The sequence below is a fragment of the Streptomyces yaizuensis genome (genome assembly GCF_034961445.1).
Taxonomy (GTDB): Bacteria; Actinomycetota; Actinomycetes; order Streptomycetales; family Streptomycetaceae; genus Streptomyces; species Streptomyces yaizuensis.
This window is the reverse complement of record NZ_BSBI01000010.1, coordinates 159242-183830: the sequence shown is the minus strand read 5'-3', so window position 1 is coordinate 183830 and position 24589 is coordinate 159242. Positions and strand designations below refer to the sequence as shown.

The following is a 24589-nucleotide window of genomic DNA, read 5'->3' as shown; positions in this document are numbered from 1 at the left end:
TCGCGGGTACTTGCACGCGTCAGCCTTCCGTGGCCTTACGCTCCCCGCATGGACAGCGCAGAGTACGAGCGCAAGATCGCGTCTCGCTTCGCCGCCTTTGACCAGGACGGCAATGGCTACATCGACCGTGAGGACTTCAGCGGGGCGGCCGCCGCACTGCTTGCCGAGTTCTCCATCACCGCCCGTTGCGAGAAGGGCCAGTCCCTCTACATCGGTGCGGAGGCGTTCTGGCAGGGCATGGCCGGAATCGCCGACGTGGACGGGGACCAGCGGGTGTCCCGTCAGGAGTTCGTCACCGGAGCGGTCAAGCGCCTCCGCGACAACCCGGGGAGGTTCGCCGAGATCGCCCGCCCCTTCCTCCACGCGGTCATCGCGGTGGCCGACGCCGACGGCACCGGCCTGACCCCCGACGCGGTCGCCCGCGCCCTGACCGTCCTCGGCGTCGACCCCGCCCTGGCCGCCGAGGCCGGCCGCGCCCTGGACGCCGACGGCGACGGCCGCATCGCGGAGGAAGACGTCCTGGCGGCGTTCGCCTCGTACTACGTGACGCCCGAACACCCCTGACCCACCCCGCCCCGCCCCCGCCCGCCCCGGGCGGGGCTCTGCCCCGAGTGCCCGCACCCGGGCCTCACCCGGCCGGCCAGGGCACGGTGGCGGCGGTCGCCATACCGTTGTGCTCGAAGGAGCACGGCGTCAGCTCGATACCGCGGATCAGCACACCGGGGACCTCGGCCACCCGCTCCAGCGCCTGATTCATGGCGTCCAGAAGACTCGGCGCGGGGAAGTAGCAGACGAACTTGGCGTAGCCGGGTCCGCTCTCGGGGCCGAGGAAACCGTCGGCGAAGCTGTCGAGCCCGTCGATGAGGTCGGACTGCTCCGGCGTGAACGGGTCCTGTGTGTGCAGGACGAAGTGCCAACTACGCACAGCGGCGGTGCTCCCGGATGAATTCATCGATCCTCTTGGCGTGGTCTCCGAGTCCCATGGTCGTACAACTACTCCGCGCGTCCCGCCCCACGCGGCCGTGCGACACCCGGTCCACCCGAACGTGTGCGGTGTCTGTGCCCGCTGACGGGCCGGTCCTATGCTGCTGATGGCTCGTGACCGGCGCGACCGACGTCTTGAAGGGTGTCGTATGGCCAGACCTTGGGAAGCCGACCCGTCCGCCCGTCTGGTCCGTCGGCTGGGCCGCTCGCCGCGGGAACTGGGCACCACCGAGGACAAGGACGGCTGCCCGGACATCTGGGAGCTGGACAACGGGGACATCGCCGTCATAGGGCGTGATCTGACCGACGTCTACCGGGACCACCTGCCCGAGGACGCGTCCATCGCCGCCGACGAACGGCTCGTCGTCATCCCCGGCCGGACCCTGCGTGCTGCCGGCCCGGACATCGCCGATGCGTGACGACACCGCGCTCCTGCTCGACGGAGCCCGGGGCGAACGCCTCTCCCGGTCCGACTACCAACGGGACTTCCGCCTGCGGGACGCGGAGAACACCGGTCAGGACGACTGGAAGTTCGAGCGGCGGCAGCACTTCCAGGAGCCGGGGTCACCGAGCTGGGAGGCGTTCCGGCGCGGGGAATGGGACGAGGCGGTACGGCTGCTCGGCGAGCGGCGGGAGCACTGGGCGAAGGTCGCGCGCGAGGACAGGGCGCGGGGCGGTGTGTTCCACCGGGTCCGGGTCGTGGAGGAACCGTTGACCCCGTATCTCCACTGGGAGCTGCACGCCCTGCGGGTACAGGCCGAGTGCGGAATGCCGGTACGTGTCGTCAGCGGCGAACGGATCGCCGCGTGGGAGGAGTCCGGGCCGCTCCCCGAGGTCGTCGTTCTCGCGGGGCGGGTCCTCTACGAGGTGAAGTACACGGAGGCCGGTGTACTGGACGGGGCGGTCCGCTTCCTCGGCACGGAGACCGTCCAGGGCTGGGAGCGGTTCATCCGGGACCTCTTCGAGGCGGGCGAGGACCTGCCGGCCTGCGTCGACCGCTGGGTGAGTGCGCTGCCTCCACCCCGGCCCACGGCGGGCTGACCCATCGGTACAGGGGGAGGCGGCGGACCCGGGGGCGACGGGATCCGTTCCGAGCTGTCGGGTACCTCGCGGGACGTCGTCCAGGCCGGCCACATCAGCGGCGGTGTCCACTTCCACGAGGGCGGCGACCGGGGCGAGGGGAGCCGGCGACCGGTGCCCCGCCAGCTCCCGGCGGCGGGGCGGCACTTCGTCAACCGCACCGAGGAGCTGGGACGCCTGGACGCCGTGCTCGCCCAGGAGGGCGGGGTGTTCACCATCCCCGTCTGCGTGATCGCGGGGACGGCCGGGGCGGGCAAGACCTCGCTCGCGCTGCGCTGGGCCCACCAGGTGCGGGACCGTTTCCCCGACGGTCAGCTCCATGTCGACCTGCGGGGTTACGATCCGGGCGACCCGGTCACGGCTGAGCAGGTGCTGCCGCGTTTCCTGGTCGCGCTCGGCACACCCGCCGACGCGGTGCCCGCCGACCCGGACGCGGCCGCCGCGCTCTACCGTTCGCTGCTGGCCGACCGTGTGATGCTGATCGTTCTGGACAACGCCGCCACCGTCGCTCAGGTACGTCCGCTCCTGCCGGGCAGCGCCCGCTCACTGACCCTGGTCACCAGCCGTGGGCGGCTCTCCGGTCTTGCCGTGCGCGACGGCGCCCACCGGCTGACACTGAACGTCCTGGCGGAAGCACAGGCGGTGGAACTGCTCCGTACCGTCACCGACGGGCACCGGTCGGACAGCACCCACGACCTGACGGAGCTGGCCCGGCTCTGCGCCGGGCTGCCCCTCGCTCTCCGGCTGGCGGCCGAGCGTGCCGCCAGCCGGCCCCGCACGGAACTGGCCGAGCTGTTGGCGGACCTGCGGGACGAGTCGGCTCTGTGGGACGTCCTGAGCACCGGGGACGAGGAGGAGGCCGAGGCGGTCGGCACCGTGTTCGCCTGGTCGTACCGGGCGCTCCCACCGGACGCGGCCCGGCTTTTCCGCCTGCTGGGGCTGCACCCCGGCCCGTGGATCGGCGCGAGGGCCGCCGCCGCCCTCGCGGGCGCCGGCCTGCGGCGGGTAGGGCGGCTCCTGGACACTCTGGTGGGAGCCCATCTGCTGGAGCAGAAGGCGCCGGACCGGTATGAGTTCCATGACCTGCTCCGGGCCTACGCCAGGGATCAGGCCCGGCGGGAGGAGTCCGCCGAAGGGCACACGAGCGCCCTGATGCGGCTGCTCGACTGGTATCTCCACACAGCCGACGCGGCTCAGAGACGGCTCAGGCCCGCCGAGGACCCCCTGGTGACGGGCCCGCCGGCGGCCGGGGTCAGTCCCTTGGGCTTCGCCGACCACGACCGGGCCGTCGACTGGGCCGAGGCGGAGCAGGTCAATTTCCTCCCCCTGGTCCGGGCCGCGGAGAAGAACGGACACGACCGGCACGCGTGGCTGCTGCCCGCCGTGCTGTGGAACGCCGGTCCACCGTCGTCACCGCCGGCCGACTGGCTCACGATGGGCAGGATCGGCCTGGACACGGCCCGGCGGCTGGGCGACCCGGTCGCCGAGTCCCGGCTGCTGGAGGACTTCGGCTTCGCCTGGGTCAGGCTCAACCGGCTCGACGAGGCACAGTCCTGCCACGAGCGGGTCCTGCGGATCCGGCGGGAACTGGCCGACGCTCCGGGCGAGGCGACCTCCCTCAACGCGCTCGGGCTGGTGCATCTGCGCAGACGACAGCTGGGACGGGCACGTGAGTCGCTGGAGCGGGCGGCGGATGCCTTCGGGGCGCTCGGGGAGACCCACTGGCAGGCCGTGGCCCTGGCCAACACGGCGCTGGCGCACTACCGGGCCGGACAGATCGGGCAGGCGGCCACCCCTCTCCACACCGCACTGGCCGTCCACCGCCGACAGGACAGGACGCGCAGTATCGGCAACGCGCTCTGGATCCTGAGCGGGATCCACCGGGCACGGGGCGAGTTCCCGGAGGCTCTGCGCGCCGCCGAGGAAGCGGTGCGGATCGCCCTCGATCAGCGCAGCCATGTCCTGGAGGGCTGCTGGCTGCTGGCTCTCGGGGAGGCCCGGTACGCCCTGGGCGAGTACGGCGACGCTCTTGCCGCGTACCGGCGGTCGGGGGCGCTGCACCGCAGGCTGGGGGACCGGGGCCGCGAGGCGCTGGCCTGGCAGGGAGCCGGAGAGACCTGCTTCCGCCTGGGGCGGGGCGCGGAGGCCGCCGCCCTGCTCCGTGCGGCAGTGGCGGTGCAGCGTGCGCTGGGGGATGCCTGGCAGGAGGCCAGGGCGCTGGAGGAACTCGGTGTGACCAGGAACGAGGAGGCCCCGGGCGAGGCACGCCGGCACTGGGCGGAGGCCTTGGAGCGCATGGCGGGTTTCGGGGACCCCAAGGCGGCCGCCGCGCGGGAGCGGTTGCGTGGCCGGTTGGCGGGGGGCGGCTGACGGACCGCCCCCGGTGAAAGCGCGGGCGGAAGGGCCCGGCCTGACGGCCGGGCCCCCGGATGCGGAGTGCGTCAGAACTGGACGTCCGAGCAGGCGTAGAACGCGTTGCCGGTGTCCGCGATGGTCCAGACGGCGAGGACCAGGTGCTTTCCTGACTTGCGGGGCAGGGTGCCCGTGTGGGTCAGGCTCTCGGGCGGCTGGCCGCGGTAGGGCACGACCAGGAAGGGCTGCGACTCCAGGGCGGCGCGGGTGAGTTTCTGGCTGGGGTTGTAGCCGTCCTTGGTGATGTAGTAGCGGAAGTCGGTGGTGGAGTGGCGCGCGGTGAAGCGCCAGGTGAAGGACTGCGAGGAGCCGCCGCTGACCCGGGTGGCCGGCCAGGTGCCGCCGCGGGGGTCGTCCAGTTCCGCGAAGCGGCTGTTGCCGCCCGCGCAGATGGTGCCGTCGGCGGGGCCGGCGGCGGGGAAGCCCTTGAGGCCCTCGACGCTCTGGGGCTCCCAGATGATCGAGCCGCAGTTGGCCACCGTGCGGTTGTGACAGAGCTTCTGGCGGCTGAGGGTCGGGGAGTCGGTGTAGCCGTGGCCCTGTGCGCTGCCGGGCACCGCGACCAGGGTGGTGCCGGCGAGGCCGAGTCCGATGAGTAACGAGGTCAGTTTTCTGCGCATGCTTCGCTCCGTTGTGGGGGAGCCGTGGGGACGGCTCGGAGGAGAACGAGCTGCGGTCTAGACCAAGTTCGACGGTAGCCCTAGTCCATGGTCATGTCCATAGCAAGTGCGGAACCGGACCCGTCGCCGCTTCCGGGGGTTTCGCGCCGGGCCGGAACACGCCCGTACCAGGTGGTCGGTCCCGGCACCGGCCGCCTGGTGCGGGGAGCTTCCCGCGGGGCTCAGGCGAAGCGCTCGCGCAGGCGGTGTTTCAGCACCTTGCGCAGCGTGTCGTTGCGTGGCAGCGCGTCCACGACCTCCAGTTGTTCGGGGAGTTTGTGGACCGCGAGCCCCTGGGCGCGCAGATGGGCGACGGCGGCCGGCAGGGTCAGCTGGGCCGCGCCGGGGGGCTGTTCCACGACGGCGCAGACACGCTCCCCGCGGGCCGCGTCCGGCAGTCCGATCACGGCCGCGCCGGCCACCCCCGGGTGGGTGTGCAGCAGGTCCTCGATCTCCTTCGCGGAGATGTTCTCGCCCTTGCGGATGATGATGTCCTTGAGCCGCCCGGTGAGGACGAGATGCCCGTCGGGCGTGAGGTGCCCCAGATCGCCGGTGCGCAGGAAGCCGTCGCCGTCGAATGCCTGTGCCGTCTGTGCCGGGTCCAGATAGCCCTGGCAGACGGCCTCGCCCCGCAGGCGTATCTCCCCGTCCACGATCCGGATCTCCATGCCGGCAGGCGGCCGTCCCTCGGTGGTGGCGAGCTGTTCGGCGGTGTCGTCCGGGGAGCCCATGGTGATCATCGGGACCTCGGTCATGCCGTAGCCGTGGGTCAGCTCGCACCCCAGCTCCCGGACGACCGCGTGGTACAGCTCCGGCGGCTTGGGCGCCCCGCCGCCCGCCAGCAGGCGCAGCGTCGGGATCAGCGGCCGGTCCGGATGCTTGCGCTGTTCGGCGAGGAAGAGGGAGTAGAAGGCGGTGGAGCCACCGGCCGTGGTGACCCCGCGCCGGCGGAATTCGGCCAGCGCCCCGGGCAGCGCGAACGTCTCGAAGAGGACCGCCGGGAACCCGTACAGCAGCAGCATCACCAGATAGTCCGCGCCGCCGATGTGCGCGTACGGGAAGGCGATCGAGCCCACGTCGTCGCGGGTGAGCCGGAGCGCGTGGGCCAGGGTGGAGCCGCCCGCGATCAGTGAGCGGTCGGTGTGCAGGACGCCCTTGGGGTCGCTGGTGGTGCCGGAGGTCCAGTAGATCCAGCAGACGTCGGTGCCGGTCGCGGGCGGCGGCGGCAGGGTGGCGGGGTCCCCGTCGGGGAGTTCCCCGTACGCCTCGAAGAGCCCCGGTGCCCCGATCCGGCGGGCCATCGCGGTGTGGTCGAATTCCCGCCACACGCCGGGGACGGCGAAGAACTCCGCCCGCGCGGTCCGCAGCGCGAACGCCACCTCCCGGTCGCGGCAGTACGGGATGACGGGCGACTGCACGGCCCCGAGCCGGGCCAGGGCGAGCGAGAGCAGCACGGTCTCGATCCGGGTGGGCAGCTGCCAGGCGACGACGGTCCCCGGGCGCACGCCCCGCCCGTACAGCCCGGCGGCGGTCCGCTCGGCCCGTTCCCGCAGCTCCCCGAAGGTCAGGCTCCGGTCACCCTGGAACAGCGCGGGCCGTTCGGGGGTGGCGGCGGCCCGGCGTTCGACCAGTTCCCAGAGGGTGGCGGAGCCGTCGAGGGCGTGGGCGTGCACGGCTGGGGTCATCCCCGTACTCCCTTTGCTGACGCAGTGTCAGATGCGGCGACGAGCGTAGGGCGGACCCGCTTGTCGGTCCAGGGGTGCGGGGCTAGCCTGCATCCGACGGTGTATCTGACGAAGCATCAGATAAGCGGTTCCCAGGGGGGACACCATGACCGAACTCCCGCTGATCGTCAGCGTCGACGACCACGTCATCGAACCGGCGCACCTCTTCGACACCTGGCTCCCGGCGAAGTACCGCGACCGGGGCCCCCGGCCGCTCACCGCCGGCATCGGGCAGCTCGCCTACACCGGCGGCAAGTACCGGATCACCATGGACCCCGACGGACCCCCCACCGACTGGTGGATCTACGAGGACCTGAAATTCCCGTACAAACGGAACATCGCCGCCGTCGGCTTCGACCGCGACGACATGACCCTGGAGGGCATCACCCGCGCCGAGATGCGGCCCGGCTGCTGGGACCCGGCCGAGCGGCTGAAGGACATGGACCTCAACCATGTCGAGGCGTCCCTCTGCTTCCCCACCTTCCCCCGCTTCTGCGGCCAGACCTTCGCCGAGGCCCGGGACAAGGAGGTCGCCCTCGCCTGCGTGCGCGCGTACAACGACTGGATGGTCCAGGAGTGGTGCGGCGACAGCGGCGGCCGGCTCGTCCCCCTCTGCCTCATCCCGCTCTGGGACATCGGCCTCGCCGTCGCCGAGATCCGGCGCAACGCCGCCCGCGGGGTCCGCGCGGTCACCTTCTCCGAGATCCCCACCCACCTGGGCCTTCCGTCGATCCACTCCGGCTACTGGGACCCCTTCTTCGCCGTCTGCGAGGAGACCGGGACCGTCGTCAACATGCACATCGGCTCCTCCTCGCAGATGCCCGCCGCCTCCCCCGACGCCCCGCCCGCCGTCCAGGCGTCGCTGAGCTTCAACAACGCCATGGCCTCGATGATGGACTTCCTCTTCAGCGGCGTCCTGGTCCGCTTCCCTGGGCTGCGGCTCGCCTACAGCGAGGGCCAGATGGGATGGATCCCGTACGCCCTGGAACGCGCCGACGACGTCTGGGAGGAGCACCGGGCCTGGGGCGGGGTCCGGGGGGTGATCCCCGAGCCGCCGTCCACGTACTACTACCGCCAGATCTACTGCTGCTTCTTCCGCGACAAGCACGGCGTCGCCTCGCTCGACGCCGTCGGCCGGGACAACGCCACCTTCGAGACCGACTATCCGCACGTCGACTCGACCTTCCCGCACACCAAACAGGTCGCCCTCGACCATGTCGCCGGGCTGGACGACGAGACCGTCTACAAGCTGATGCGCGGGAACGCGATCCGGATGCTCGGCCTCGATCTCGACCGGAACGTGGACCGCGATACGGGCCGGGGGCGCTGATGGACCCGGCGTACACGGCGGACGAGGAGGAGTTCCGCGCCGGGCTGCGCGGCTGGCTCGCGCGGGTCCTGCCCACGCTCCCGCCCCCGCCGCCCGCCGCCGACTGGCCCGCCCGGCGCGCCTACGACACCGCCTGGCAGCGCCTGCTGCACGACGCCGGATACGCCCGGCTGTACTGGTCCGACGACCCCGCCCACCGGCTGATCCTCCTGGAGGAGACCGAACGGGCGGGCGCCCCCTACGTCGGCGCCAACTTCGTCGGACTGCTGCACGCGGGACCCACCATCGCCGCCGAGGGCACCGACGAGCAGCGGGCCCGCTGGCTGGAGCCGATCCTGCGCGGCGACGAGATCTGGTGCCAGGGCTTCAGCGAACCCGGCGCCGGCTCCGACCTGGCCGCCCTGCGCACTCGCGCGGTCCGGGACGGCGACAGCTATGTCGTGACCGGTTCCAAGATCTGGACCTCGCACGCCGAGGTCGCCGACTGGTGCGAACTGCTCGTGCGCACCGACGACTCGGCCACCCCCCGCCACCGGGGGATCTCCTGGCTGGCGCTGCCCATGGACGCCCCCGGGGTGACGGTACGACCGCTGCGCACCCTCACCGGGACCGCCGAGTTCGCCGAGGTCTTCCTCGACGGGGTACGGGTCCCCACCGGCCACCGGGTCGGCGCCGAGAACGACGGCTGGCGGGTCACCGTGGTCACCCTCGCCTTCGAACGCGGGACCGCCTTCGCCGGCGAGGTCGTCGGCTGCCGCCGCACCCTGGACGAACTCGCCGCCGCCGCACGGGCGGACGGCACCTGGGACGACCCGGTCCTGCGGCGCACCCTGGGCCGGCTGAACGCCGAGTTCACCGCCCTGTGGCGGCTGATCCAGACGAATGTGCGCGAGGCCCGGCACCTGGGCGGGGTCCCCGGCCCCGGCGGCTCCGTGGTCAAACTGCGGTACGCGCAGCTGCGCCAGGAGCTGTACGAGGCCGCCGCCGCCGTGCTCGGCGACGCGGCCCTGGACCTGGACCGGCCCTGGACGGCCGCCCGGCTCTCCTCCCTCGCGTACACCATCGCCGCCGGCACCTCGCAGATCCAGCGGAACATCATCGCCGAGCGGATCCTCGGCCTTCCGAAGGGCGGTTGACGGGTGGACTTCCGGCTCACCGGGGACCAGCGGGCGCTGCGCGCGGACACACGGGAACTCCTCGCCCGCATCTGGCCCGGGGACGCCCCGCGCCGGGCCGCCGCCCCGGACGGGGACCGGCCGGAGCTGGACCGGGCGGTGTGGCGGGCGCTGGGGAAGGCCGGGTTCTTCGCGCTGCGGCTGCCCGAGGCGGCGGGCGGCGCGGGGCTCGGGCTGCCCGAAGCGGTGCTCGCCTTCGAGGAGGCGGGGCGGGTCCTGCTGCCGGGACCGCTGGTGGGGACCCAGCTGGCGGCGGCCGCGCTGCCGGCGGCCGCGCGCGGCGAGTCGGCCGTGGCCTGGCTGGACGGGGAGCTGGTGACCTGGCTGGACGCCGCCGACGCGGTCTGGGACCAGGGCGCGGTACGCACCCGGCGGGCCGACCCGGGGCTCTGGGGCGGGGCGCGGCCGCTGCGGTCGGTGGACCCGCTGACGCCGGTGCACCGGGTGTCCCGGGCCTCCTGGACTCGTACGTCGGTGTCCGGGCCGGCATACGACCCGGCGTACGACCCGGTGGGTGCCCTGCTCACCGCCGCCGAACAGCTGGGGAGCGCCGGGCGTACCAGCGCCATGGCGGTCCGCCACGCCCGGGAGCGCGAGCAGTTCGGCCGCCCGATCGGGTCCTTCCAGGCGGTCAAGCACCTGTGCGCGGACACCCTCGTACGGACGGAACTGGCGCGGAGCGCGGTGTACGCGGCGGCCGCCACCGGTGCCTGCTCCGACAGGCGTTCCGGGCCCGACCCCGTGGCCGTCGCGGGGGCCAAGCTCCTCGCCGACGACGCCGCCGTGCGCAATGCCCGCGACTGCCTCCAGATCCACGGCGGCATGGGCTTCACCTGGGAGGCGGACGTCCATCTCCATCTCAAGCGGGCCTGGCTGCGGGCGCGGACGCACCCCACGGCGGCGGAGGCGGAGGAAGTCTGCGCGGGGGCGCTCGGCACCGGTTGAGGGTCATCGGCGCCGCCGGGGGCGCGCACCGCGTGCCGGGGCGCGTCCCGAGTACTCCGGGCGGACGGAACGGGCGCCTTTTCGTCACTGTGCGTCGCTGTCTCCGGGTCTTCTCCGCAGGGTGGTCGCACCCCTTCCGGAGCGCTCGACTCCGGTACGCTCGGTGAGATGCGAGTCGTATCGAGTCCCCTGGCCAGAAGGTTCGCGAGCCTCTGTTCGACTCTCCGCCGCAGCCGTCGTACACGCAGCGCGACGAGTAATCCTTCGCGTTGGAATATGCCCGAAGCGCTTGTTGCGGTGACTGTACGTCAACCATGCTGTCGGGTAACGGGGTCACCTCCGGTGGCCTGGTCGAGTTCGGTGATCCAGTCGAGGCACGAGGCGAAGTGTCCGCCGGTTCGGATGGTGTGAGCGGTGCAGCAGCTCCTGGTTCAGTTGGAAGTCGGTCCTGAGCCCTCGGAGGTGGGGCGGGCCCGGAGGTGGGCCAGATCCCGGCTGGTCGGGTCGGGGATAGAGGACGGCGAACCCCTCGCCGAGACCCTGATCCTGCTGATCTCGGAACTGGTCACCAACGCCGTCGTGCACACCGGGTGCCCGGCCGTGCTGCGGGTCCTCTTCGGCAGCGGGGTGGTGGAGGCCGGCACGGTCCGCGTGGAGGTCGCCGACCGGTCGGCGAGGCCGCCGCGGCAGCGCCACGCGTGCGGCGAGGACACGGGCGGCCGCGGCCTGGAGCTGGTGGCCGGCCTCGCGGACCGGTGGGGCTGGGCGCCGGAGGGCGTCGGCAAGTCCATCTGGTGCGAGGTGGACCGGGGCGAGCCGGAACTCGCGCGCGAACGCTGCACGGCCTCGGCCCGCGGTTAGTCCGCGCCGGGCCAGGCGGTCCTGCCGGTCCTGCCGGTCCTGCCGGTCGTGCGGGGCCCGCCCGTGCCGGGCCCCGGGGTGCGGCCGTCGTCAGAGGAATCAGAAGACCGCCACCGGGGCCACCGGCGCCCCCGTCGCGCCCGTGAACGGCTCCGGGGTCGCGCAGAGCAGGAAGCCGTACCGCCCCTCGTCCGCGCAGACCCCGGAGAGGGCCTCCAGGTCCCAGTTCTGCCCCTGGATCAGCCCCATCTCGACCAGGTGGAGGGCGTGCACCGGCAGCCAGAGGTTCTCGATCTCCGGCGGGACGATCTCGAACGCCAGGGTGTCGTTGGCCACCGCCGCGACCGACCGGGCGTGGAACCACTCCGGCGTACGCACGGACAGGCCCGGCGAGGGGAAGCCGTAGCCGTCCCGGTCGCCCGCCAGATAGATCCCGGCCTGGCCGGTGCGGACGAGCACGATGTCCCCGGTGCCCGGTTCGACGCGGCCGAACGCGGCCGCCTCGTCCAGGTCCTCCGGTGTCACCGGATGGCCGGCCGGGAGCCGGTCCACCCCCTTGGCGCGGGCCACGTCCAGCAGGACGCCCCGGGAGACCAGGTGCCCCACCCGTTCGATGCCGCCGTGGGCCGCGCCGCCGTGGGCGGTGATGCTGCCGGCGGGGCGGCCGTTGTAGATCCGGCCCGAGTGCGAGACGTGCGCGAGGGCATCCCAGTGGGTGGCCGCCTGGAGGCCCATGGTCACGGTGTCGTCGCTGACGGCGACACCTCCCGGGCCGAACACCTCCTGGTTGATCTGGGTCATGGTGCGCAGCGGGTTGACCCGGCCCGGGATGATCCCGGTCTGCACCCCGTCCTGCCGCAGCGGCAGCGCCAGCCCCACCCGGCGGCCCGTACGCACCTCGCCGGCCGCCGCGCGCACCACCTTGTCGTCGATGAGGTTCAGGGTGCCGCGTTCGTCGTCGTCCCCCCAGCGTCCCCAGTTGTTGACGCGCCGGGCGATCTCGTGGAACTCCGGTGGCAGGGACATCGGGAAGGCCCTCCTGGGGGTTGTGCTCTGCGGTCGGCCTGCGCCTAGAATCCAGTTGCCGAAATCTAACGGACCGTCAGAAGCTGCGGGAAGAGGCCGGTATGGGGAACTTCTTGGCGGACAGGGTCGTCGCCGTCACCGGCGCGGGCCGGGGCATCGGGCGGGCGATCGCCCTGGCGGCGGCGGCCGAGGGCGCCAGGGTCGTCGTCAACGACCACGGGGTCGGCATCGGCGGCGGCGAGCCCACGTCGGCGGTCGCCGACGCGGTCGTCCGGGAGATCGAGGAGGCCGGCGGCACGGCGGTCGCCGTCGCCGACGACATCGCCACCATGGCGGGCGGGCAGCGGCTCGTGGACACCGCCGTCACCGCGTTCGGCCGGATCGACGGGGCCGTGTGCGTCGCCGGGATCCTGCGCGAGCGGATGCTCTTCAACATGACCGAGGAGGAGTGGGACCCGGTCGTCGCCACCCACCTCAAGGGCACGTTCACCGTCTTCCGGGCCGCGTCGGCGGTGATGCGCCGCCAGGGGTCCGGCACGCTCGTCGGCTTCACCAGCGGCAACCACCAGGGGTCCGTCGCCCAGGCCAACTACGCGGCGGCCAAGGGCGGGATCATCTCGCTCGTGCGCAGCGCCGCGCTCGGGCTGCACAAGTACGGTGTCACGGCGAACGCGGTGGCCCCGGTGGCCCGTACCCGGATGTCCGCCCAGGTGCCGGTGGAGCTGACGGAGATCGGCGAACCGGAGGACGTGGCCGCGTTCGTCGTCTACCTCCTCTCCGAGCGGGCCCGGGAGATCACCGGGCAGGTCTACACCGTCGCCGGGCCCAAGATCGCCGTATGGGCGCAGCCCCGGGAGTTGCGGGCCGCGTACGGGGACGGGCCCTGGACTCCGGAGCGGATCGCGGACTTCCTGCCGGGGACGGTGGGGACCGATCCGATGCCGATGCTGGACCGGCTCGCGGAGATGGCCCGGGCGGCGGCGTCCGGGCAGCGGCCCAACGCGTGACCCGACCCGGACGGAGGGGGAGACGCATGGCGAACGGCAGCACGGACGCGGCTTTGGACCCCGATGGCGACCGGCGCTTCCGGGCCGAGGCCCGGCAGTGGCTGCGCGCCCGGCTCGGACCCCCCGGCCCGTACCCGTACCACCGTGACGACGGGGACCTCACCGCCCGCCGCGCCTGGGAACGCGAACTGGGCCGGGGCGGCTGGATCGGCATCGGCTGGCCCGAAGCCGGCCACGGCAACCGCACCGCCACCCTCACCCAGCAGGTGATCTGGGCCGAGGAGTACGCCGCCGCCGAAGCCCCCGCGCGCCTGGGACACATCGGCGAGAACCTGCTCGCCCCCACCCTGATCGCCCACGGCACCCCCGACCAGAAGAAGCGCTTCCTCGGCCCCGTCGCCCGGGGCGAGGAGTACTGGTGCCAGGGGTACAGCGAACCCGGCGCCGGCTCCGACCTCGCCGCCCTGCGCACCGCCGCCGTCCGCGACGGCGACCACTACCGGATCACCGGCCAGAAGATCTGGACCTCGCTCGCCCGCGAGGCGGACTGGTGCTTCGCCCTCGTCCGCACCGAACCCGGCTCCACCCGCCACCGGGGCCTGTCCTTCCTGCTCCTCCCCATGGACCAGCCCGGCCGGGTCACCGTCCGCCCCATCCGCCAGATGACCGGCACCAGCGAGTTCAACGAGGTCTTCTTCGACGGGGCCGTCGCCGACGCCGCCCACCGCGTCGGCGCCGAGGGCGACGGCTGGCGGGTCGCCCTGGGCCTCCTCGCCCGCGAACGCGGCGTCTCCACCCTCGTCCAGCAGATCGGCTTCGCCGCCGAACTGGCCGACGTCGTCCGCACCGCCGTGGCCACCGGCGCCGCCACCGACCCCGTCGTCCGCGACCGGATCGTCCGCCAGTGGGCCGAGCTGCGCACCATGCGCTGGAACGCGCTGCGCACCCTCGGCGCCGACGGCGACCCGGGCGCCCCCAGCGTCGCCAAGCTGCTCTGGGCGGGCTGGCACCGGCGGCTCGGGGAGCTGGCCATGGCCGTACGGGGAGCGGAGGCCACGACCGGACCCGCCCCGTGGAGCGCCGCCGACCCCTACGCGCTCGACCCCGTCCAGCGGGCGTTCCTCTTCTCCCGCGCCGACACGATCTACGGCGGCTCGGACGAGATCCAGCGCGAGATCATCGCCGAGCGGGTGCTCGGCCTGCCGAGGGAGCCGCGGTGAGAGGTGTGGTCTTCGACGGGGCGGACGCCGCCGTCGTCAGCGATCTGGAGCTGCGGGCCCCCGGCCCCGGCGAGGTCCTGGTGGCGATCACCGCCGCCGGGCTCTGCCACAGCGATCTGTCCGTCCTCGACGGCACCATCCCCTTCCCGGTGCCCGTGGTCCTCGGCCACGAGGGCGCGGGCCGGGTCGAGGCCGTCGGAGCGGGTGTGCGGCATGTCGCCCCCGGCGACCCGGTGGCCCTGTCGACGCTGGCCAACTGCGGGGCCTGCGCCGACTGCGACCGTGGCCGCCCCACGCTCTGCCGCGCCACCACGGCCCGCCCCGCCCGGCCCTTCACCCGGGGCGGCGCCCCCCTCTTCCAGTTCGCCCGCAACTCCGCCTTCGCCGAGCGGACCCTCGTCCGGGCCGTCCAGGCGGTACGGATCCCCGACGGCATCCCGCCCGCGTCGGCCGCGCTCCTCGGCTGCGCCGTCCTCACCGGCGTCGGCGCCGTCCTCAACCGGGCCAGGGTCGCCCCCGGCGACAGCGTCGTCGTCATCGGCACCGGCGGCGTCGGGCTCAACGTCCTCCAGGGCGCCCGACTCGCAGGCGCGGGACGCGTCGTCGCCGTCGACACCAACCCGGCGAAGGAGGAAGCCGCCCGGCTCTTCGGCGCCACCGACTTCCTCACCTCGGCGGACGGCGTCCGCGCGGTCCTGCCCGCCGGCGCGGACCACGTCTTCGAATGCGTCGGGAGCACCACCCTGGTCCGGCAGGCGATCGACCTGCTCGACCGGGGCGGCCAGGCGATCCTGCTCGGGATGACCGCGCCCACCGCCGAGGCCGCCTTCCCGCCCGCCGCGATGTTCCTGGACAGGTCCGTCCTCGGCTGCCGCTACGGCAGCTCCCGGCCCCAGTACGACATCCCGCGCTACGCCGCGCTCTACCGGCGGGGCCTGCTCCTCCTGGACGAACTCGTCACCGCCACCTATCCGGTCGAGGACTTCGCGCGGGCCGCCGACGACACGCGTGCGGGGCGGGTGGCCCGCGCGGTGCTCACGTTCTGACCGTCAGCGTTCGCCGGCCGGTGCGGTGGCCGGTGCGGTGGCCGGTTCCGTGGCCGGTGCGGTGGCCGGTGCGGTGGGCGGCTCCGTGGCCGGCTCCGTGGGCGGTTCCGTGGGCGGTTCCGTGACCGCGCGGAACGTCCGCCGGTACGCCGTCGGCGCCACCCCCAGCACCGACTGGAGATGCTGCCGCATCGACTGCGCCGTGCCGAACCCGGCGTCCCGCGCCACCTGGTCCACCGACAGCTCCGTCGCCTCCAGCAGCTGCCGCGCCCGCTCCACCCGCTGCCGCACCAGCCACTGCCCCGGGCTCACCCCGACCTCCTCCCGGAAACGGCGCGTGAACGTCCGTACGCTCATCGACTCCCGCTCCGCCAGGTCCCGCAGCAGGATCGGCTCGCCCAGCCGGTCCAGCGCCCAGCGGCGCGCGCCGGACGTCGTCGCGATCTGCGGCTCCGGCACCGGCCGCTGGATGTACTGCGCCTGACCGCCGTCCCGGTGCGGGGGCACGACACTGCGCCGGGCCAGGTCGTTGGCGACCGCCGCGCCGTGGTCACGCCGTACGAGATGCAGACACAGGTCGATCCCGGCGGCCACCCCCGCCGAGGTGAGGACGTCGCCGTCGTCCACGTACAGCACCTGCGGATCGACCCGTACCCGGGGGAACAGCGCCTGGAAACGCTCCGCCCAGCTCCAGTGGGTGGTGGCCGGGCGGCCGTCCAGATACCCGGCCGCCGCGAGGAAGAAACCACCGGTGCAGATGGACGCCAGCCGGGTGCCCGGCCGGATCCGGGCGAAGACCTCGGCGAGTTCGTCCGGCAGCCGCCCTTCCCGGAACAGCACACCGGGCTCGTACGCCGCCGGGACGAGCACCGTGTCGGCGGTCGCCAGCAGCTCCGGGCCGTGCTCCACGAACACGTCGAAGTCGGCCTCTGTGGACACCCGGCCCGGGTCGGGAGTGCAGGTCAGCACCTCGTACAGCGGATCACCCGCCGACGAGAGAGCCCGGCCGAACAACCGGTGCGGCATGCTCAGTTCGAACGGGATACAGCCCGGGAGGGCCAGGACCACCACCCGGTGCGGGGCGTCCCGGCGGCGCCGGCGCGGGGAAGAATCCATGGCCCGATCCTAGCGAAAGCTGTCCTTCGGGCCACTCGATGACCGGGACCCCCGCCACGGATCCTGACTGCTGTGACCGGAAACCGTCCCCTCTCCCTGCCCTTCCCCCTCCCCCACCGCGCGTGGTCCGTCGCCGCCGTCGCCTTTGTGACGATCATCGGAGCCGCCGCCTTCACCTCCCTGCCCGGACTCCTGATCGACCCGCTCCACGAGGAGTTCGCCTGGTCACGCGGGAGCATCGGCTTCGCCGTCTCCGTCAATCTCGCGCTGTACGGGATCACCGCGCCGTTCGCCGCCGCGCTCATGGACCGGTTCGGCATCCGGCGGGTCGTCGCCGTCGCCCTCACCGTCATCGCGACCGGTTCCGCGCTCACCACCGTCATGACCGCCGCCTGGCAGCTCGTCCTCTACTGGGGCGTCCTGGTCGGCCTCGGCAGCGGCTCCATGGCCCTCGCCTTCGCCGCCACCGTCACCAACCGCTGGTTCACCGCCCGCCGCGGCCTGGTCACCGGCATCCTCACCGCCGCCGGAGCCTCCGGACAACTCGTCTTCCTGCCCCTGCTCTCCTGGCTGATCGAGGCACACGGCTGGCGGCCCGCCGCCATCACCGTCGCCCTCTCCGCCCTCGCCGTCGTCCCCTTCGTCCTCCTGCTGCTGCGGGACCACCCCGCCGACGTGGGACTCGCCCCCTACGGCGCGACCGAGGCCGTCCCCAAGCCACCCCCCGTCCCCGGCGCCGCCCGCCGCGCCCTCACCGTCCTCTCCCGGGCCGCCCGCACCGGCCCCTTCTGGCTGCTCGCCGGCACCTTCGCGATCTGCGGCGCCTCCACCAACGGCCTGATCAAGACCCACTTCGTCCCCGCCGCCCACGACCACGGCATGCCGATCACCGCAGCGGCCTCGCTCCTCGCGGTCATCGGCGTCTTCGACGTGATCGGCACGATCGCCTCCGGCTGGTTCACCGACCGCTTCGACGCCCGGCGGCTGCTCGCCGTGTACTACGCGCTGCGCGGGATCAGCCTGCTCTTCCTGCCGATGCTGCTCGCCCCCTCGGTCGAACTCCCGATGATCTTCTTCATCGTCTTCTACGGGCTCGACTGGGTGGCGACCGTGCCGCCGACGATCGCGCTGTGCCGGGAGCACTACGGCGACGACAGCGCCATCGTCTTCGGCTGGGTCCTCGCCTCCCACCAGGTGGGCGCGGCGGTCGTGGCCTTCGTGGGCGGGGTGGCGCGGGACGTCTTCGGCTCGTACGACGTCGTCTTCCTCGCGTCCGGGGCGTTGTGCGCGGCGGCCGCGCTGATGGCGCTGGTGCTGACCCGTCCGCCGGTGCCTGTGGCGGAGGCACCCACTCCGGCACCGGTCGGGGAGCGTGCGGCGAAGGCGGGTTGAGCGGGGCGGGTGAGGGCGCCGGTACCCGTGGTGGTGGTCGCGCACCGGCGCCCGCGATGGTGGTTCAGCGCTTGGCGAAGGTCCAGAGCGGGCCGTCGCCCGTGGCGTCGCAGGGGGAAGTCACGGTGATCGTCCGGCCGGCTTGTACGGCGAGGCAGGTGCCGGGCGAGTCCTGGGACTGGAGGGAGAAGGCGTCCCGTCCGTTGTGAAGGATCCTGAAGTGTTGTTCGGTGCCCTCGCCGCACTCGGCCACCTTGCCGCCTTGCCCGTACAAGCGCCCGGGGCGGTTGCGTTCACCGATGAGCAGACACTGACCGTTGCGTGTGTGATGGGTGTTCTTCACCTTGAGCTGCCACAGCCCCTCACCCTTGCGGATGGTCTGCCAGGTGTCGTCGTGGAAGGAGGCGAAGGCGACGTCGTTGTCGTAGTAGTTGTCGTCCGCCTCGGGCACCGTGAGGGTCCCATCCCTCCCGAGGGACGACGTGATGGTGAAGGTGTCCTGGTCGCCCCAGGTGACCAGGGGCAGCGGTGCCACCTCGAAGCCATCGACGTCGTTGGTGCTGACCCAGAAGTTCTCGTCGCAGCTCTCCTTGAAGGGCCCGCGGCACTTCTTGCCCTTCCGTTCCCAGGTGGCCAGCTCGACCCAGGCGCTGCGGCCGGTGACGCGGCCGTCCTTGTCGGTGTCGTCGACGACCTTGTCCGCGGTGCCGTCGGACCGGCGGACGCAGGTGCCCTCGGGGATGGCGTACTTCTCCTTGTCGGCGTCGAGGTCGGGTTCGACGGTCTCGGATCCGTCGACGATGACCGTGCGCCCCGGGTAGAGGGAGACGTCGTCACCCTCGATCCGGAAGGGGCAGTCCGGCCGTGACTGGTCCTTGGGGTACTGCTCGACGATGCCGAATCCGACGCTCGCGGGGACCTTCAGGGAGCGGAAGTAGCCGGTCTTGTAGCAACCGGTCCTGGGTACGGTGTGGCGCTCGGCGAAGTTCTTCGCGGTGTCACCGACCAAGACCGTGTCGCCCGCCGTGCGCCAGGTGTACCGCCAGGGCTGGATCTGCACGGCCCACACGTCGTGCATCATGCCCATCGCGACCCGCTGGATCATGTCGGAGGTCGGATTGGCGGCGGTGGTCTCCTGCCCCTCGGCCACGGTCAGTTCCTCGCCGTAGGTCGCCGTGGTGGTGACCTTGATGCTGGCGATCCACTCCGCTCCGCTGCTGACCTCCGTGGCCATGCTCACCGACCAGCTGCTGGTCCTGGACTGCTCCGACCTGACGTTCGCCGAGGCACCCGGCTCCAGGTTCTGGACAGGGCCGGTGGGGGTGAACTCGTCCCGGGAGCGCCGCCACTTCTTGTGGGTCGCCTCCTCAAAGGGATCGATGTCCGGGCCGTCGATGCCCGTACAGGCTGCCTGCCTCTTGTTGTTGGAGTAGACGATGCCGTAGACGCCGTGGGCCGACAGATCGTCATCGGCGGACCCGTCGAACTCCAGCCGGCCTCCACTGCGTTCGCCGGGCACGCCGACGTCCAGCACGACCAGGGGATCCTGCTTGGCGGCGTGCGCCGCGGGAAGGGCCACCACGCCTGATACCAGCGCCAGTACCAAGGACGCGCCGGCCGCGACCCAGGTGCATCGTGTTCTTTTCACATCGGCCTCGTTGAGGGATCGAGAGCCCCTGCCGTCAGGGGCACGGCCCGCAGACGCTATCGGACGTAATCATGTGATTACAGCAGGAGAGGGTGTTTGGTGCTCGGATGAGTGAATATCTGGCGAAAACCTCACGGCGGGACGCGGTCGACCCGGATCATCCGCCGGGTCCGTCCCGGCGTACGCGGCGCACTCGGCGCACCCGGTGCCATCGCGCCCTGGCCGCGCTGCCCCTGCTCGCCGCGCTCACGGCCGCCGCGCCGACGGCACCGGCACCCCGGCCCGCGGGCGGCGTGGTGGTGACCGAGGTCAAGGGAGGCGCGTCCGTCGCCGGGATCGATGTCTTCCCCGACGGTTCGACCGTGGTCGTCGCCACCAGCGACGGCAGGATCATCGTCGCGAAGTACACCCCGGGCGGGAAGCTCGATCCCCGGTGGGGCAGGAACGGCATCGCCACCGTGCCGCTGGACAAGAAGGCCGGTACGGCCGGTGCGGCGGCGATCGGCGTCAACGGCACCAAGGTCGTCGTGGCCGGCACCGTCGGTGGTGACGTGGTCGTCGCCCGGCTGACCGCCGGGGGGAGCCCCGACACCACGTTCAACACCACCGGATACCGGGTCACCGACCTTGGCGGGACCGATGACACCGCCACCGGACTCGCCCTCGGCGCGGCAGGCGAACCCCATCTGCTGGCCAACAGCGACGGCGGCGTCGCCGTGGTCCGCTACTGCTCCGGCGCGGACACCACCTGCGCGGCCGGGGCCGTCGACCACCGGTACGGCAAGAACGGCACCGCCCGGTTCCGCTTCACCACCGGTGCCGGCACCGACAGCGGTGCGGCCGTGGCGCTCCGCAGCGACGGCCGCGCCGACATCATCGGCACCACCCGCCCGGCCGACGAGGACAGAAGCCGATTCGCCATGGCGGCCCTCACCCCCCGGGGCGGCCTCGACAACGCCTTCGGCACCGGCGGGAAAGTCGTCACCGACGACCGGCAGGCCATCCGCACCGGTCCCGTCATGGTCCTCGACTCCAGCGAACGCATCCTGGTCGCCGGGACCCTCGACGGCCGCTTCGCCGTCGCCCGCTACACCGCGACCGGCGCCGTCGACCGCACCTTCGCCACCGATGGCGTCGCCACCGCCGCGACCGAGGGCACCGCGACCGCCATCACCGTACGGAACGCCGAGATCACCATCGCGGGAACCACCCCCCAGGGCATGGCCGTCGCGCTGCGCTACACCGACAGCGGGAAACCGGGCACCCATTACGGCTCCCACGGCGTCGCCCGTACCTCCCTGGGCGGCGACACCGACACCGACACCATCGCCGGTGTCGTCCTCGACACGGGAGGCCGCGCCCTCCTCACGGGCACGACCGACCGGAAGATCGCGGTACTCCGCTACACCACCGGCGGAACCCTCGACACCGCCTACGGCTGAACGTCAGCGGGGCGCGCCGGACGGCCCGGACGGGGTGTCGAGCCCGAGGGGCTTCTTTATGCGACAACGCGAATAGTGACGTTCCCGCGTAGACGTCCAACTGCCCAGGCTCGTAACGTCTTCTCACCGGCCCGCGCGGGGTCGGAACGAGGGGGTATCGCCATGGCTCGTGAAGACCTGACCCGCCTTACCGGCGGCGGTAGCGGTAACTGTGACAACAAAGACTGTCCCAACGTGTACCGGGCTATTGACGGCTCCATTGTGGTCCAGGGGGACACCGACGCCACATTCCATCCCCCGGCCGGTGAGGCCCTGGTGCGTATCCCCGAGAGCGTCTTGAAGGAGGCTGTCCGTGCTCTTGGATGGTGACGAGTGGGGCCGGTACTTCGACTCCTTCACTCAGGACGCATGGCGGTTCGAGGCACAGCCCACGTACTCGATGCCGTCCGAGCGGGCGAACGTCGAACGGTTCCTCCGGGGTGAACCCAAGCCCGAGCAACACAATGCCCTCTGGCATGAAGACGTGCGCACATACAGAGCCACCGGCCGGACCATCGGCCGTGTGCGCATCGTCCGTCAGCCATTGACGGGCTATCAGCGCTACCAGTTCGCATGGGGAATCCCCGGCAACATTGCAGCCGGAGAGAACATCAGGATTCTCGACGTAACGCATGAAGACTTCGGTCTTCCTCTCACGGGTCAGGACTGGTGGATGTTCGATGACGTGAAGGTCGTGCATCTGAACTTTCGGCCGGACGGTACGCAAATCAACCGTGAGACGTTCGACGGGGATCTGACCCCGTACCGGGAATGGCGACGCATCGCCGTCGAAAACTCCGTAACTTTCGAGGAGTACGTGAAGACGCTTGACGCTTGAGCCTGAAAGGCTGGGCCAGTCCAGATCTGACCTGGCCGAAGCACTACGCGCGGAGCGACGGCGGGCCGGTCTCAGTCAGACCGCGCTCGCCAGGCGCTGCAACATGTCTCAAACCAAGATCAGCAATATTGAAAGCCGTAAGCTCACACCTACCATTGTTGACGTAGAGCTAATCCTTGAAGCCCTTCAAGCTGATGGAAAGCTAGCGAGAGACATTTTGTCGCTTGCCCGGTCGGCCAACACCGAGTGGCAAGACGACTGGTCCTCGCGGAGGCGGGGGCTCGATAAGAAGCAGAACGAGCTATCGCGGCTTGAGGCGGTCACTGTCGAGTTCCGGTTCTTCCTGCCCACCATGATCACGGGACTCTTGGCCACGCCCGAGTATGTGCGGGCCAGCCTCTCCCGCAATGCGGGCGACATGAGCAAGACCATTGCTAAGAAACTGGAACGACAACGAGTCCTCATGGATTCGTCCAAGCGGTTCACATTCCTCCTCACGGAACAGGCCGTGAAGTGGCCTATCGTCTCTCCACTCGAAATGGCCATGCAGCTGGACCGCCTAGTATCGCTCTCCCGTATCCCCACAGTGCGTATCGGCGTCATTCCGAATGGGCTGGCCGGTCCTGTAGGGGTAAACCCACTCAGTGTGTTCACGGTTTACGACCATCGGCTAGCCACCGTAGAAACGCCTACTGGTGCAGTCTTGTTGCGCGACCATCGCGACATCGCGGAAATACGAGAGCACTTCGACAGATACGAAGAACTTGCCATGTTCGGAGATGATTGTCGGTCACTCCTCAGCGACTGGTCCGGGAACTTTACCCGACAACGCCAATAACGCTGGAGGTCCCTCGGCGACAGTCCGAGGATGTACCCATGCCGACCGAACCGAAGAGAGACAGTCAGAAGGCGCCGCAGGGTTGGCGGATGAACCCGATCTGCGCGAGTTGTTCCGGGAGTCGGCGACGGCTCTTGGCCCTGGCGTTGTCTACGTGCCGAAGACGGAGCAATGCCGGCTCTGAGTACGCATCTTCATTGACCTCACAGGAAGGCACACCCATGCCCGGAACCGACCTGTACAGCCTGCCTATCGAGGGAGCCACCTTCTTCAAGGCGTGCGGAGGCAACACGCACCCGGACGGCGAGTCCTGCGCAACGCTGGCGAAGATCGGCTCTGATGCCTGGGCGTTGGGCGACACCAAGCGCCCCGACCTGGCCCCGCTGCGCTTCACCACGGCGGAGCTGGACGCGGCCGGTATCGACCCGGCGCGCTTCGGTCTGTCGGCCTGACGGCCGCCCCTCTTCGGCGACTGGTCCTGGCTCTTCCCCCGAAGGCGGGGATCGGTCGTCGTTCTCTTGCTCCTGCGTTGAACGGAACAGCAGTTGCACTACCACGGCTACCTCTGGACGGGCGACAAGAAGCGGTTCGACAAGGAGGGCCACAGGCGGCCCCCTGGCGCCCCGCCACCCCCACCGGCAGGGGACGACGACACGGACGGCCTCAGGCTCAACCAGCGGTACAAGGAAGCCTTCGCGGAGTTCCGCACAGGTGATCTCCCCTTGATGGAAACGGCCCTGTGGCTGATGAAACCCGGGCGGCTCGTTCGTGGTACCTGGCGGGAGCCGAAGGACGCGGCGGCCTGGCTGGGGGAACAGCTCACCGAGTACGCGCCCCGGTTCCTGTCCGAGTCGGAGCGTGACAGTACGTGGCTGACGACGCTGGTCAACACGGGGGCAGAGCGGCTCAGCCGGGGTGGGGACGTGTCACATGGCTTCTACCTGGAACGCCCCTCATTCCTGTCGGTCGCCCTGGTGACGTGCTCGCCGAACCGTGTCGCGCCGGACACCCCTTGCCCAGTGGGGTGACCATGCACAGTCCACGCCGATGATCACGACCACCCATACCTGTGATGAAAGGGTGGTGCGCACAATGGCCCGCCCGGTGCTGCGGTATGTGAAGCAGGCCAGGCGGGTCAGGCGGGGCCGGTCGGCTCGGACGCGGCGGCCAGCCGGCGGAAGGCCCCCCGGTGAAAGACCAGCGGCCCGTCGCCCTCCCCCTCGGGCGTGCCGAGCGCGGCGACCCGCCCGACCACGATCAGATGATCGCCCCCGGGATGCACCGCGTGCACCGTGCAGTCCACCCAGGCCCGCGCGCCCACCAGCAACGGTGACCCGGTGACCGGCGCGGGCCGGTGGTCGACCCCCGCGAACTTGTCGGCCCCACCCGCGCCGCTCATCGCGAAGCCCCGGCAGAGCACGTCCTGCTCCGCGCCGAGGACGTTCACACAGAACACTCCGGCACGGGCGATCCTCGGCCAGGTCGCCGACGTACGCGCCACCATGAAGACCACGAGAGGCGGATCCAGCGACAGCGACGAGAACGACTGACAGGCGAACCCGGCCGGCCCGTCCGCGTCCCGCGAGGTCACGACGGTCACCCCGGTGGGGAAGCACCCCAGCACCCGTCGGAACTCGACCGGATCGACGGGCGCCCGCTCCTGCGCGGCGACGGCCCGCAGCCGGGAGCGGTTGTACGGAACGGCTCCGGCGGGCGCCTCCGGGGTGGCGGTCCCTGGAGCGGAATCCCCCCGGGACCGGAGGAAGCGGACGGCGGTCTCGGCCATGGCGGCGTGTCCCATCACCTC

General features: G+C 71.7%; 25 protein-coding genes. 18 read left to right on the top strand and 7 right to left on the bottom strand.

Annotated elements, in window-relative coordinates; genetic code table 11:
- Positions 1–48: 48 nt before the first annotated feature.
- A complete protein-coding gene (locus SYYSPA8_RS23595; protein ID WP_323449289.1) occupies positions 49–564 on the top strand; it encodes an EF-hand domain-containing protein in 516 nt (171 codons plus the stop codon).
- A 64-nt stretch (positions 565–628) separates the two neighbouring features.
- Here the strand turns inward: SYYSPA8_RS23595 and SYYSPA8_RS23590 are convergent, their stop codons facing one another.
- Positions 629–925 carry a hypothetical protein gene (locus tag SYYSPA8_RS23590; RefSeq protein WP_323449288.1) on the bottom strand — a complete coding sequence of 99 codons (297 nt, stop codon included), beginning with the start codon at positions 923–925 and terminating at the stop codon, positions 629–631.
- Positions 926–1133: 208 nt separating this feature from the next.
- Here SYYSPA8_RS23590 and SYYSPA8_RS23585 point away from each other — a divergent pair, with 208 nt between their 5' ends.
- The 3 genes from SYYSPA8_RS23585 (at position 1134) to SYYSPA8_RS23575 (ending at position 4434) form a co-directional block, all read left to right on the top strand.
- Positions 1134–1403, top strand: coding sequence for a hypothetical protein (locus SYYSPA8_RS23585; RefSeq protein ID WP_323449287.1), 270 nt, complete (start codon positions 1134–1136; stop codon positions 1401–1403).
- On the top strand, positions 1396–2025 hold the full coding sequence (locus tag SYYSPA8_RS23580) for a DUF6879 family protein (protein WP_323449286.1): 630 nt from the start codon (positions 1396–1398) through the stop codon (positions 2023–2025). The genes SYYSPA8_RS23585 and SYYSPA8_RS23580 overlap by 8 nt, the downstream gene beginning before the upstream one ends.
- Before the next feature lie 153 nt (positions 2026–2178).
- Entirely contained in the window at positions 2179–4434 is a 2256-nt protein-coding gene (locus SYYSPA8_RS23575; protein WP_323449285.1) for an ATP-binding protein, read from the top strand.
- A gap of 71 nt (positions 4435–4505) precedes the next feature.
- Here the strand turns inward: SYYSPA8_RS23575 and SYYSPA8_RS23570 are convergent, their stop codons facing one another.
- Entirely contained in the window at positions 4506–5096 is a 591-nt protein-coding gene (locus SYYSPA8_RS23570; RefSeq protein ID WP_323449284.1) for a lytic polysaccharide monooxygenase auxiliary activity family 9 protein, read from the bottom strand.
- A gap of 221 nt (positions 5097–5317) precedes the next feature.
- The gene (locus SYYSPA8_RS23565) at positions 5318–6820 is read right to left on the bottom strand and encodes a class I adenylate-forming enzyme family protein (protein ID WP_323449283.1); all 1503 of its coding nucleotides are present in this window, start codon (positions 6818–6820) and stop codon (positions 5318–5320) included.
- A gap of 145 nt (positions 6821–6965) precedes the next feature.
- Here SYYSPA8_RS23565 and SYYSPA8_RS23560 point away from each other — a divergent pair, with 145 nt between their 5' ends.
- The 4 genes from SYYSPA8_RS23560 (at position 6966) to SYYSPA8_RS23545 (ending at position 11170) form a co-directional block, all read left to right on the top strand.
- The gene (locus SYYSPA8_RS23560; RefSeq protein ID WP_323449282.1) at positions 6966–8189 is read left to right on the top strand and encodes an amidohydrolase family protein; all 1224 of its coding nucleotides are present in this window, start codon (positions 6966–6968) and stop codon (positions 8187–8189) included.
- On the top strand, positions 8189–9325 hold the full coding sequence (locus SYYSPA8_RS23555; protein WP_323449281.1) for an acyl-CoA dehydrogenase family protein: 1137 nt from the start codon (positions 8189–8191) through the stop codon (positions 9323–9325). Before SYYSPA8_RS23560 ends, SYYSPA8_RS23555 begins: the two co-directional genes overlap by 1 nt.
- A gap of 3 nt (positions 9326–9328) precedes the next feature.
- A complete protein-coding gene (locus SYYSPA8_RS23550; RefSeq protein ID WP_323449280.1) occupies positions 9329–10309 on the top strand; it encodes an acyl-CoA dehydrogenase family protein in 981 nt (326 codons plus the stop codon).
- A 414-nt stretch (positions 10310–10723) separates the two neighbouring features.
- A complete protein-coding gene (locus tag SYYSPA8_RS23545; protein ID WP_323449279.1) occupies positions 10724–11170 on the top strand; it encodes an ATP-binding protein in 447 nt (148 codons plus the stop codon).
- A 99-nt stretch (positions 11171–11269) separates the two neighbouring features.
- Here SYYSPA8_RS23545 and SYYSPA8_RS23540 read toward each other — a convergent pair whose 3' ends face one another.
- Positions 11270–12196: a cyclase family protein gene (locus SYYSPA8_RS23540; RefSeq protein WP_323449278.1), complete on the bottom strand. Its 927-nt coding sequence runs from the start codon at positions 12194–12196 to the stop codon at positions 11270–11272.
- Positions 12197–12297: 101 nt separating this feature from the next.
- Between SYYSPA8_RS23540 and SYYSPA8_RS23535 the strand changes: the two genes are divergently transcribed.
- From SYYSPA8_RS23535 to SYYSPA8_RS23525, 3 genes are read left to right on the top strand one after another with little or no spacing between them, the layout of a single operon-like run.
- Complete coding sequence (locus SYYSPA8_RS23535) at positions 12298–13203, top strand: SDR family oxidoreductase (RefSeq protein WP_323449277.1); 906 nt, start codon at positions 12298–12300, stop codon at positions 13201–13203.
- Positions 13204–13229: 26 nt separating this feature from the next.
- Positions 13230–14423: an acyl-CoA dehydrogenase family protein gene (locus SYYSPA8_RS23530; RefSeq protein ID WP_323449276.1), complete on the top strand. Its 1194-nt coding sequence runs from the start codon at positions 13230–13232 to the stop codon at positions 14421–14423.
- Positions 14420–15469 (top strand): alcohol dehydrogenase catalytic domain-containing protein, encoded by a 1050-nt coding sequence (locus SYYSPA8_RS23525; RefSeq protein WP_323449275.1) that lies wholly within the window; start codon positions 14420–14422, stop codon positions 15467–15469. The genes SYYSPA8_RS23530 and SYYSPA8_RS23525 overlap by 4 nt, the downstream gene beginning before the upstream one ends.
- A 3-nt stretch (positions 15470–15472) precedes the next feature.
- Here SYYSPA8_RS23525 and SYYSPA8_RS23520 read toward each other — a convergent pair whose 3' ends face one another.
- The gene (locus SYYSPA8_RS23520) at positions 15473–16585 is read right to left on the bottom strand and encodes a GlxA family transcriptional regulator (protein WP_323449274.1); all 1113 of its coding nucleotides are present in this window, start codon (positions 16583–16585) and stop codon (positions 15473–15475) included.
- A gap of 63 nt (positions 16586–16648) precedes the next feature.
- Between SYYSPA8_RS23520 and SYYSPA8_RS23515 the strand changes: the two genes are divergently transcribed.
- Positions 16649–17977: an MFS transporter gene (locus tag SYYSPA8_RS23515; protein WP_323449417.1), complete on the top strand. Its 1329-nt coding sequence runs from the start codon at positions 16649–16651 to the stop codon at positions 17975–17977.
- A gap of 64 nt (positions 17978–18041) precedes the next feature.
- Here SYYSPA8_RS23515 and SYYSPA8_RS23510 read toward each other — a convergent pair whose 3' ends face one another.
- Positions 18042–19559: an RICIN domain-containing protein gene (locus SYYSPA8_RS23510; protein WP_323449273.1), complete on the bottom strand. Its 1518-nt coding sequence runs from the start codon at positions 19557–19559 to the stop codon at positions 18042–18044.
- Positions 19560–19732: 173 nt separating this feature from the next.
- Here SYYSPA8_RS23510 and SYYSPA8_RS23505 point away from each other — a divergent pair, with 173 nt between their 5' ends.
- The 6 genes from SYYSPA8_RS23505 (at position 19733) to SYYSPA8_RS23480 (ending at position 23810) form a co-directional block, all read left to right on the top strand.
- Positions 19733–21067, top strand: coding sequence for an NHL repeat-containing protein (locus SYYSPA8_RS23505; RefSeq protein WP_323449272.1), 1335 nt, complete (start codon positions 19733–19735; stop codon positions 21065–21067).
- 162 nt (positions 21068–21229) lie between these two features.
- Positions 21230–21436: a hypothetical protein gene (locus SYYSPA8_RS23500; RefSeq protein ID WP_323449271.1), complete on the top strand. Its 207-nt coding sequence runs from the start codon at positions 21230–21232 to the stop codon at positions 21434–21436.
- Positions 21420–21944, top strand: a complete 525-nt coding sequence (locus SYYSPA8_RS23495; protein WP_323449270.1) for a DUF6879 family protein — start codon at positions 21420–21422, stop codon at positions 21942–21944. Before SYYSPA8_RS23500 ends, SYYSPA8_RS23495 begins: the two co-directional genes overlap by 17 nt.
- On the top strand, positions 21934–22782 hold the full coding sequence (locus tag SYYSPA8_RS23490; protein ID WP_323449269.1) for a helix-turn-helix domain-containing protein: 849 nt from the start codon (positions 21934–21936) through the stop codon (positions 22780–22782). The genes SYYSPA8_RS23495 and SYYSPA8_RS23490 overlap by 11 nt, the downstream gene beginning before the upstream one ends.
- Positions 22783–23003: 221 nt before the next feature.
- Positions 23004–23234 carry a DUF397 domain-containing protein gene (locus SYYSPA8_RS23485; RefSeq protein WP_323449416.1) on the top strand — a complete coding sequence of 77 codons (231 nt, stop codon included), beginning with the start codon at positions 23004–23006 and terminating at the stop codon, positions 23232–23234.
- Positions 23235–23327: 93 nt separating this feature from the next.
- Positions 23328–23810, top strand: coding sequence for a hypothetical protein (locus SYYSPA8_RS23480; RefSeq protein WP_323449268.1), 483 nt, complete (start codon positions 23328–23330; stop codon positions 23808–23810).
- Positions 23811–23917: 107 nt separating this feature from the next.
- Here SYYSPA8_RS23480 and SYYSPA8_RS23475 read toward each other — a convergent pair whose 3' ends face one another.
- Positions 23918–24583 carry a flavin reductase family protein gene (locus SYYSPA8_RS23475; protein WP_323449267.1) on the bottom strand — a complete coding sequence of 222 codons (666 nt, stop codon included), beginning with the start codon at positions 24581–24583 and terminating at the stop codon, positions 23918–23920.
- Positions 24584–24589: the final 6 nt, after the last annotated feature.

Coding starts and splice junctions, on each gene's coding strand:
- SYYSPA8_RS23595 (WP_323449289.1), top strand. CDS start 49: ATGGACAGCGCAGAGTACGAGCGCAAGATCGCGTCTCGCTTCGCCGCC.
- SYYSPA8_RS23585 (WP_323449287.1), top strand. CDS start 1,134: ATGGCCAGACCTTGGGAAGCCGACCCGTCCGCCCGTCTGGTCCGTCGG.
- SYYSPA8_RS23580 (WP_323449286.1), top strand. CDS start 1,396: ATGCGTGACGACACCGCGCTCCTGCTCGACGGAGCCCGGGGCGAACGC.
- SYYSPA8_RS23570 (WP_323449284.1), bottom strand. CDS start 5,096: ATGCGCAGAAAACTGACCTCGTTACTCATCGGACTCGGCCTCGCCGGC.
- SYYSPA8_RS23565 (WP_323449283.1), bottom strand. CDS start 6,820: ATGACCCCAGCCGTGCACGCCCACGCCCTCGACGGCTCCGCCACCCTC.
- SYYSPA8_RS23560 (WP_323449282.1), top strand. CDS start 6,966: ATGACCGAACTCCCGCTGATCGTCAGCGTCGACGACCACGTCATCGAA.
- SYYSPA8_RS23555 (WP_323449281.1), top strand. CDS start 8,189: ATGGACCCGGCGTACACGGCGGACGAGGAGGAGTTCCGCGCCGGGCTG.
- SYYSPA8_RS23540 (WP_323449278.1), bottom strand. CDS start 12,196: ATGTCCCTGCCACCGGAGTTCCACGAGATCGCCCGGCGCGTCAACAAC.
- SYYSPA8_RS23535 (WP_323449277.1), top strand. CDS start 12,298: ATGGGGAACTTCTTGGCGGACAGGGTCGTCGCCGTCACCGGCGCGGGC.
- SYYSPA8_RS23530 (WP_323449276.1), top strand. CDS start 13,230: ATGGCGAACGGCAGCACGGACGCGGCTTTGGACCCCGATGGCGACCGG.
- SYYSPA8_RS23520 (WP_323449274.1), bottom strand. CDS start 16,585: ATGGATTCTTCCCCGCGCCGGCGCCGCCGGGACGCCCCGCACCGGGTG.
- SYYSPA8_RS23505 (WP_323449272.1), top strand. CDS start 19,733: ATGAGTGAATATCTGGCGAAAACCTCACGGCGGGACGCGGTCGACCCG.
- SYYSPA8_RS23500 (WP_323449271.1), top strand. CDS start 21,230: ATGGCTCGTGAAGACCTGACCCGCCTTACCGGCGGCGGTAGCGGTAAC.
- SYYSPA8_RS23485 (WP_323449416.1), top strand. CDS start 23,004: ATGCCCGGAACCGACCTGTACAGCCTGCCTATCGAGGGAGCCACCTTC.
- SYYSPA8_RS23475 (WP_323449267.1), bottom strand. CDS start 24,583: ATGGGACACGCCGCCATGGCCGAGACCGCCGTCCGCTTCCTCCGGTCC.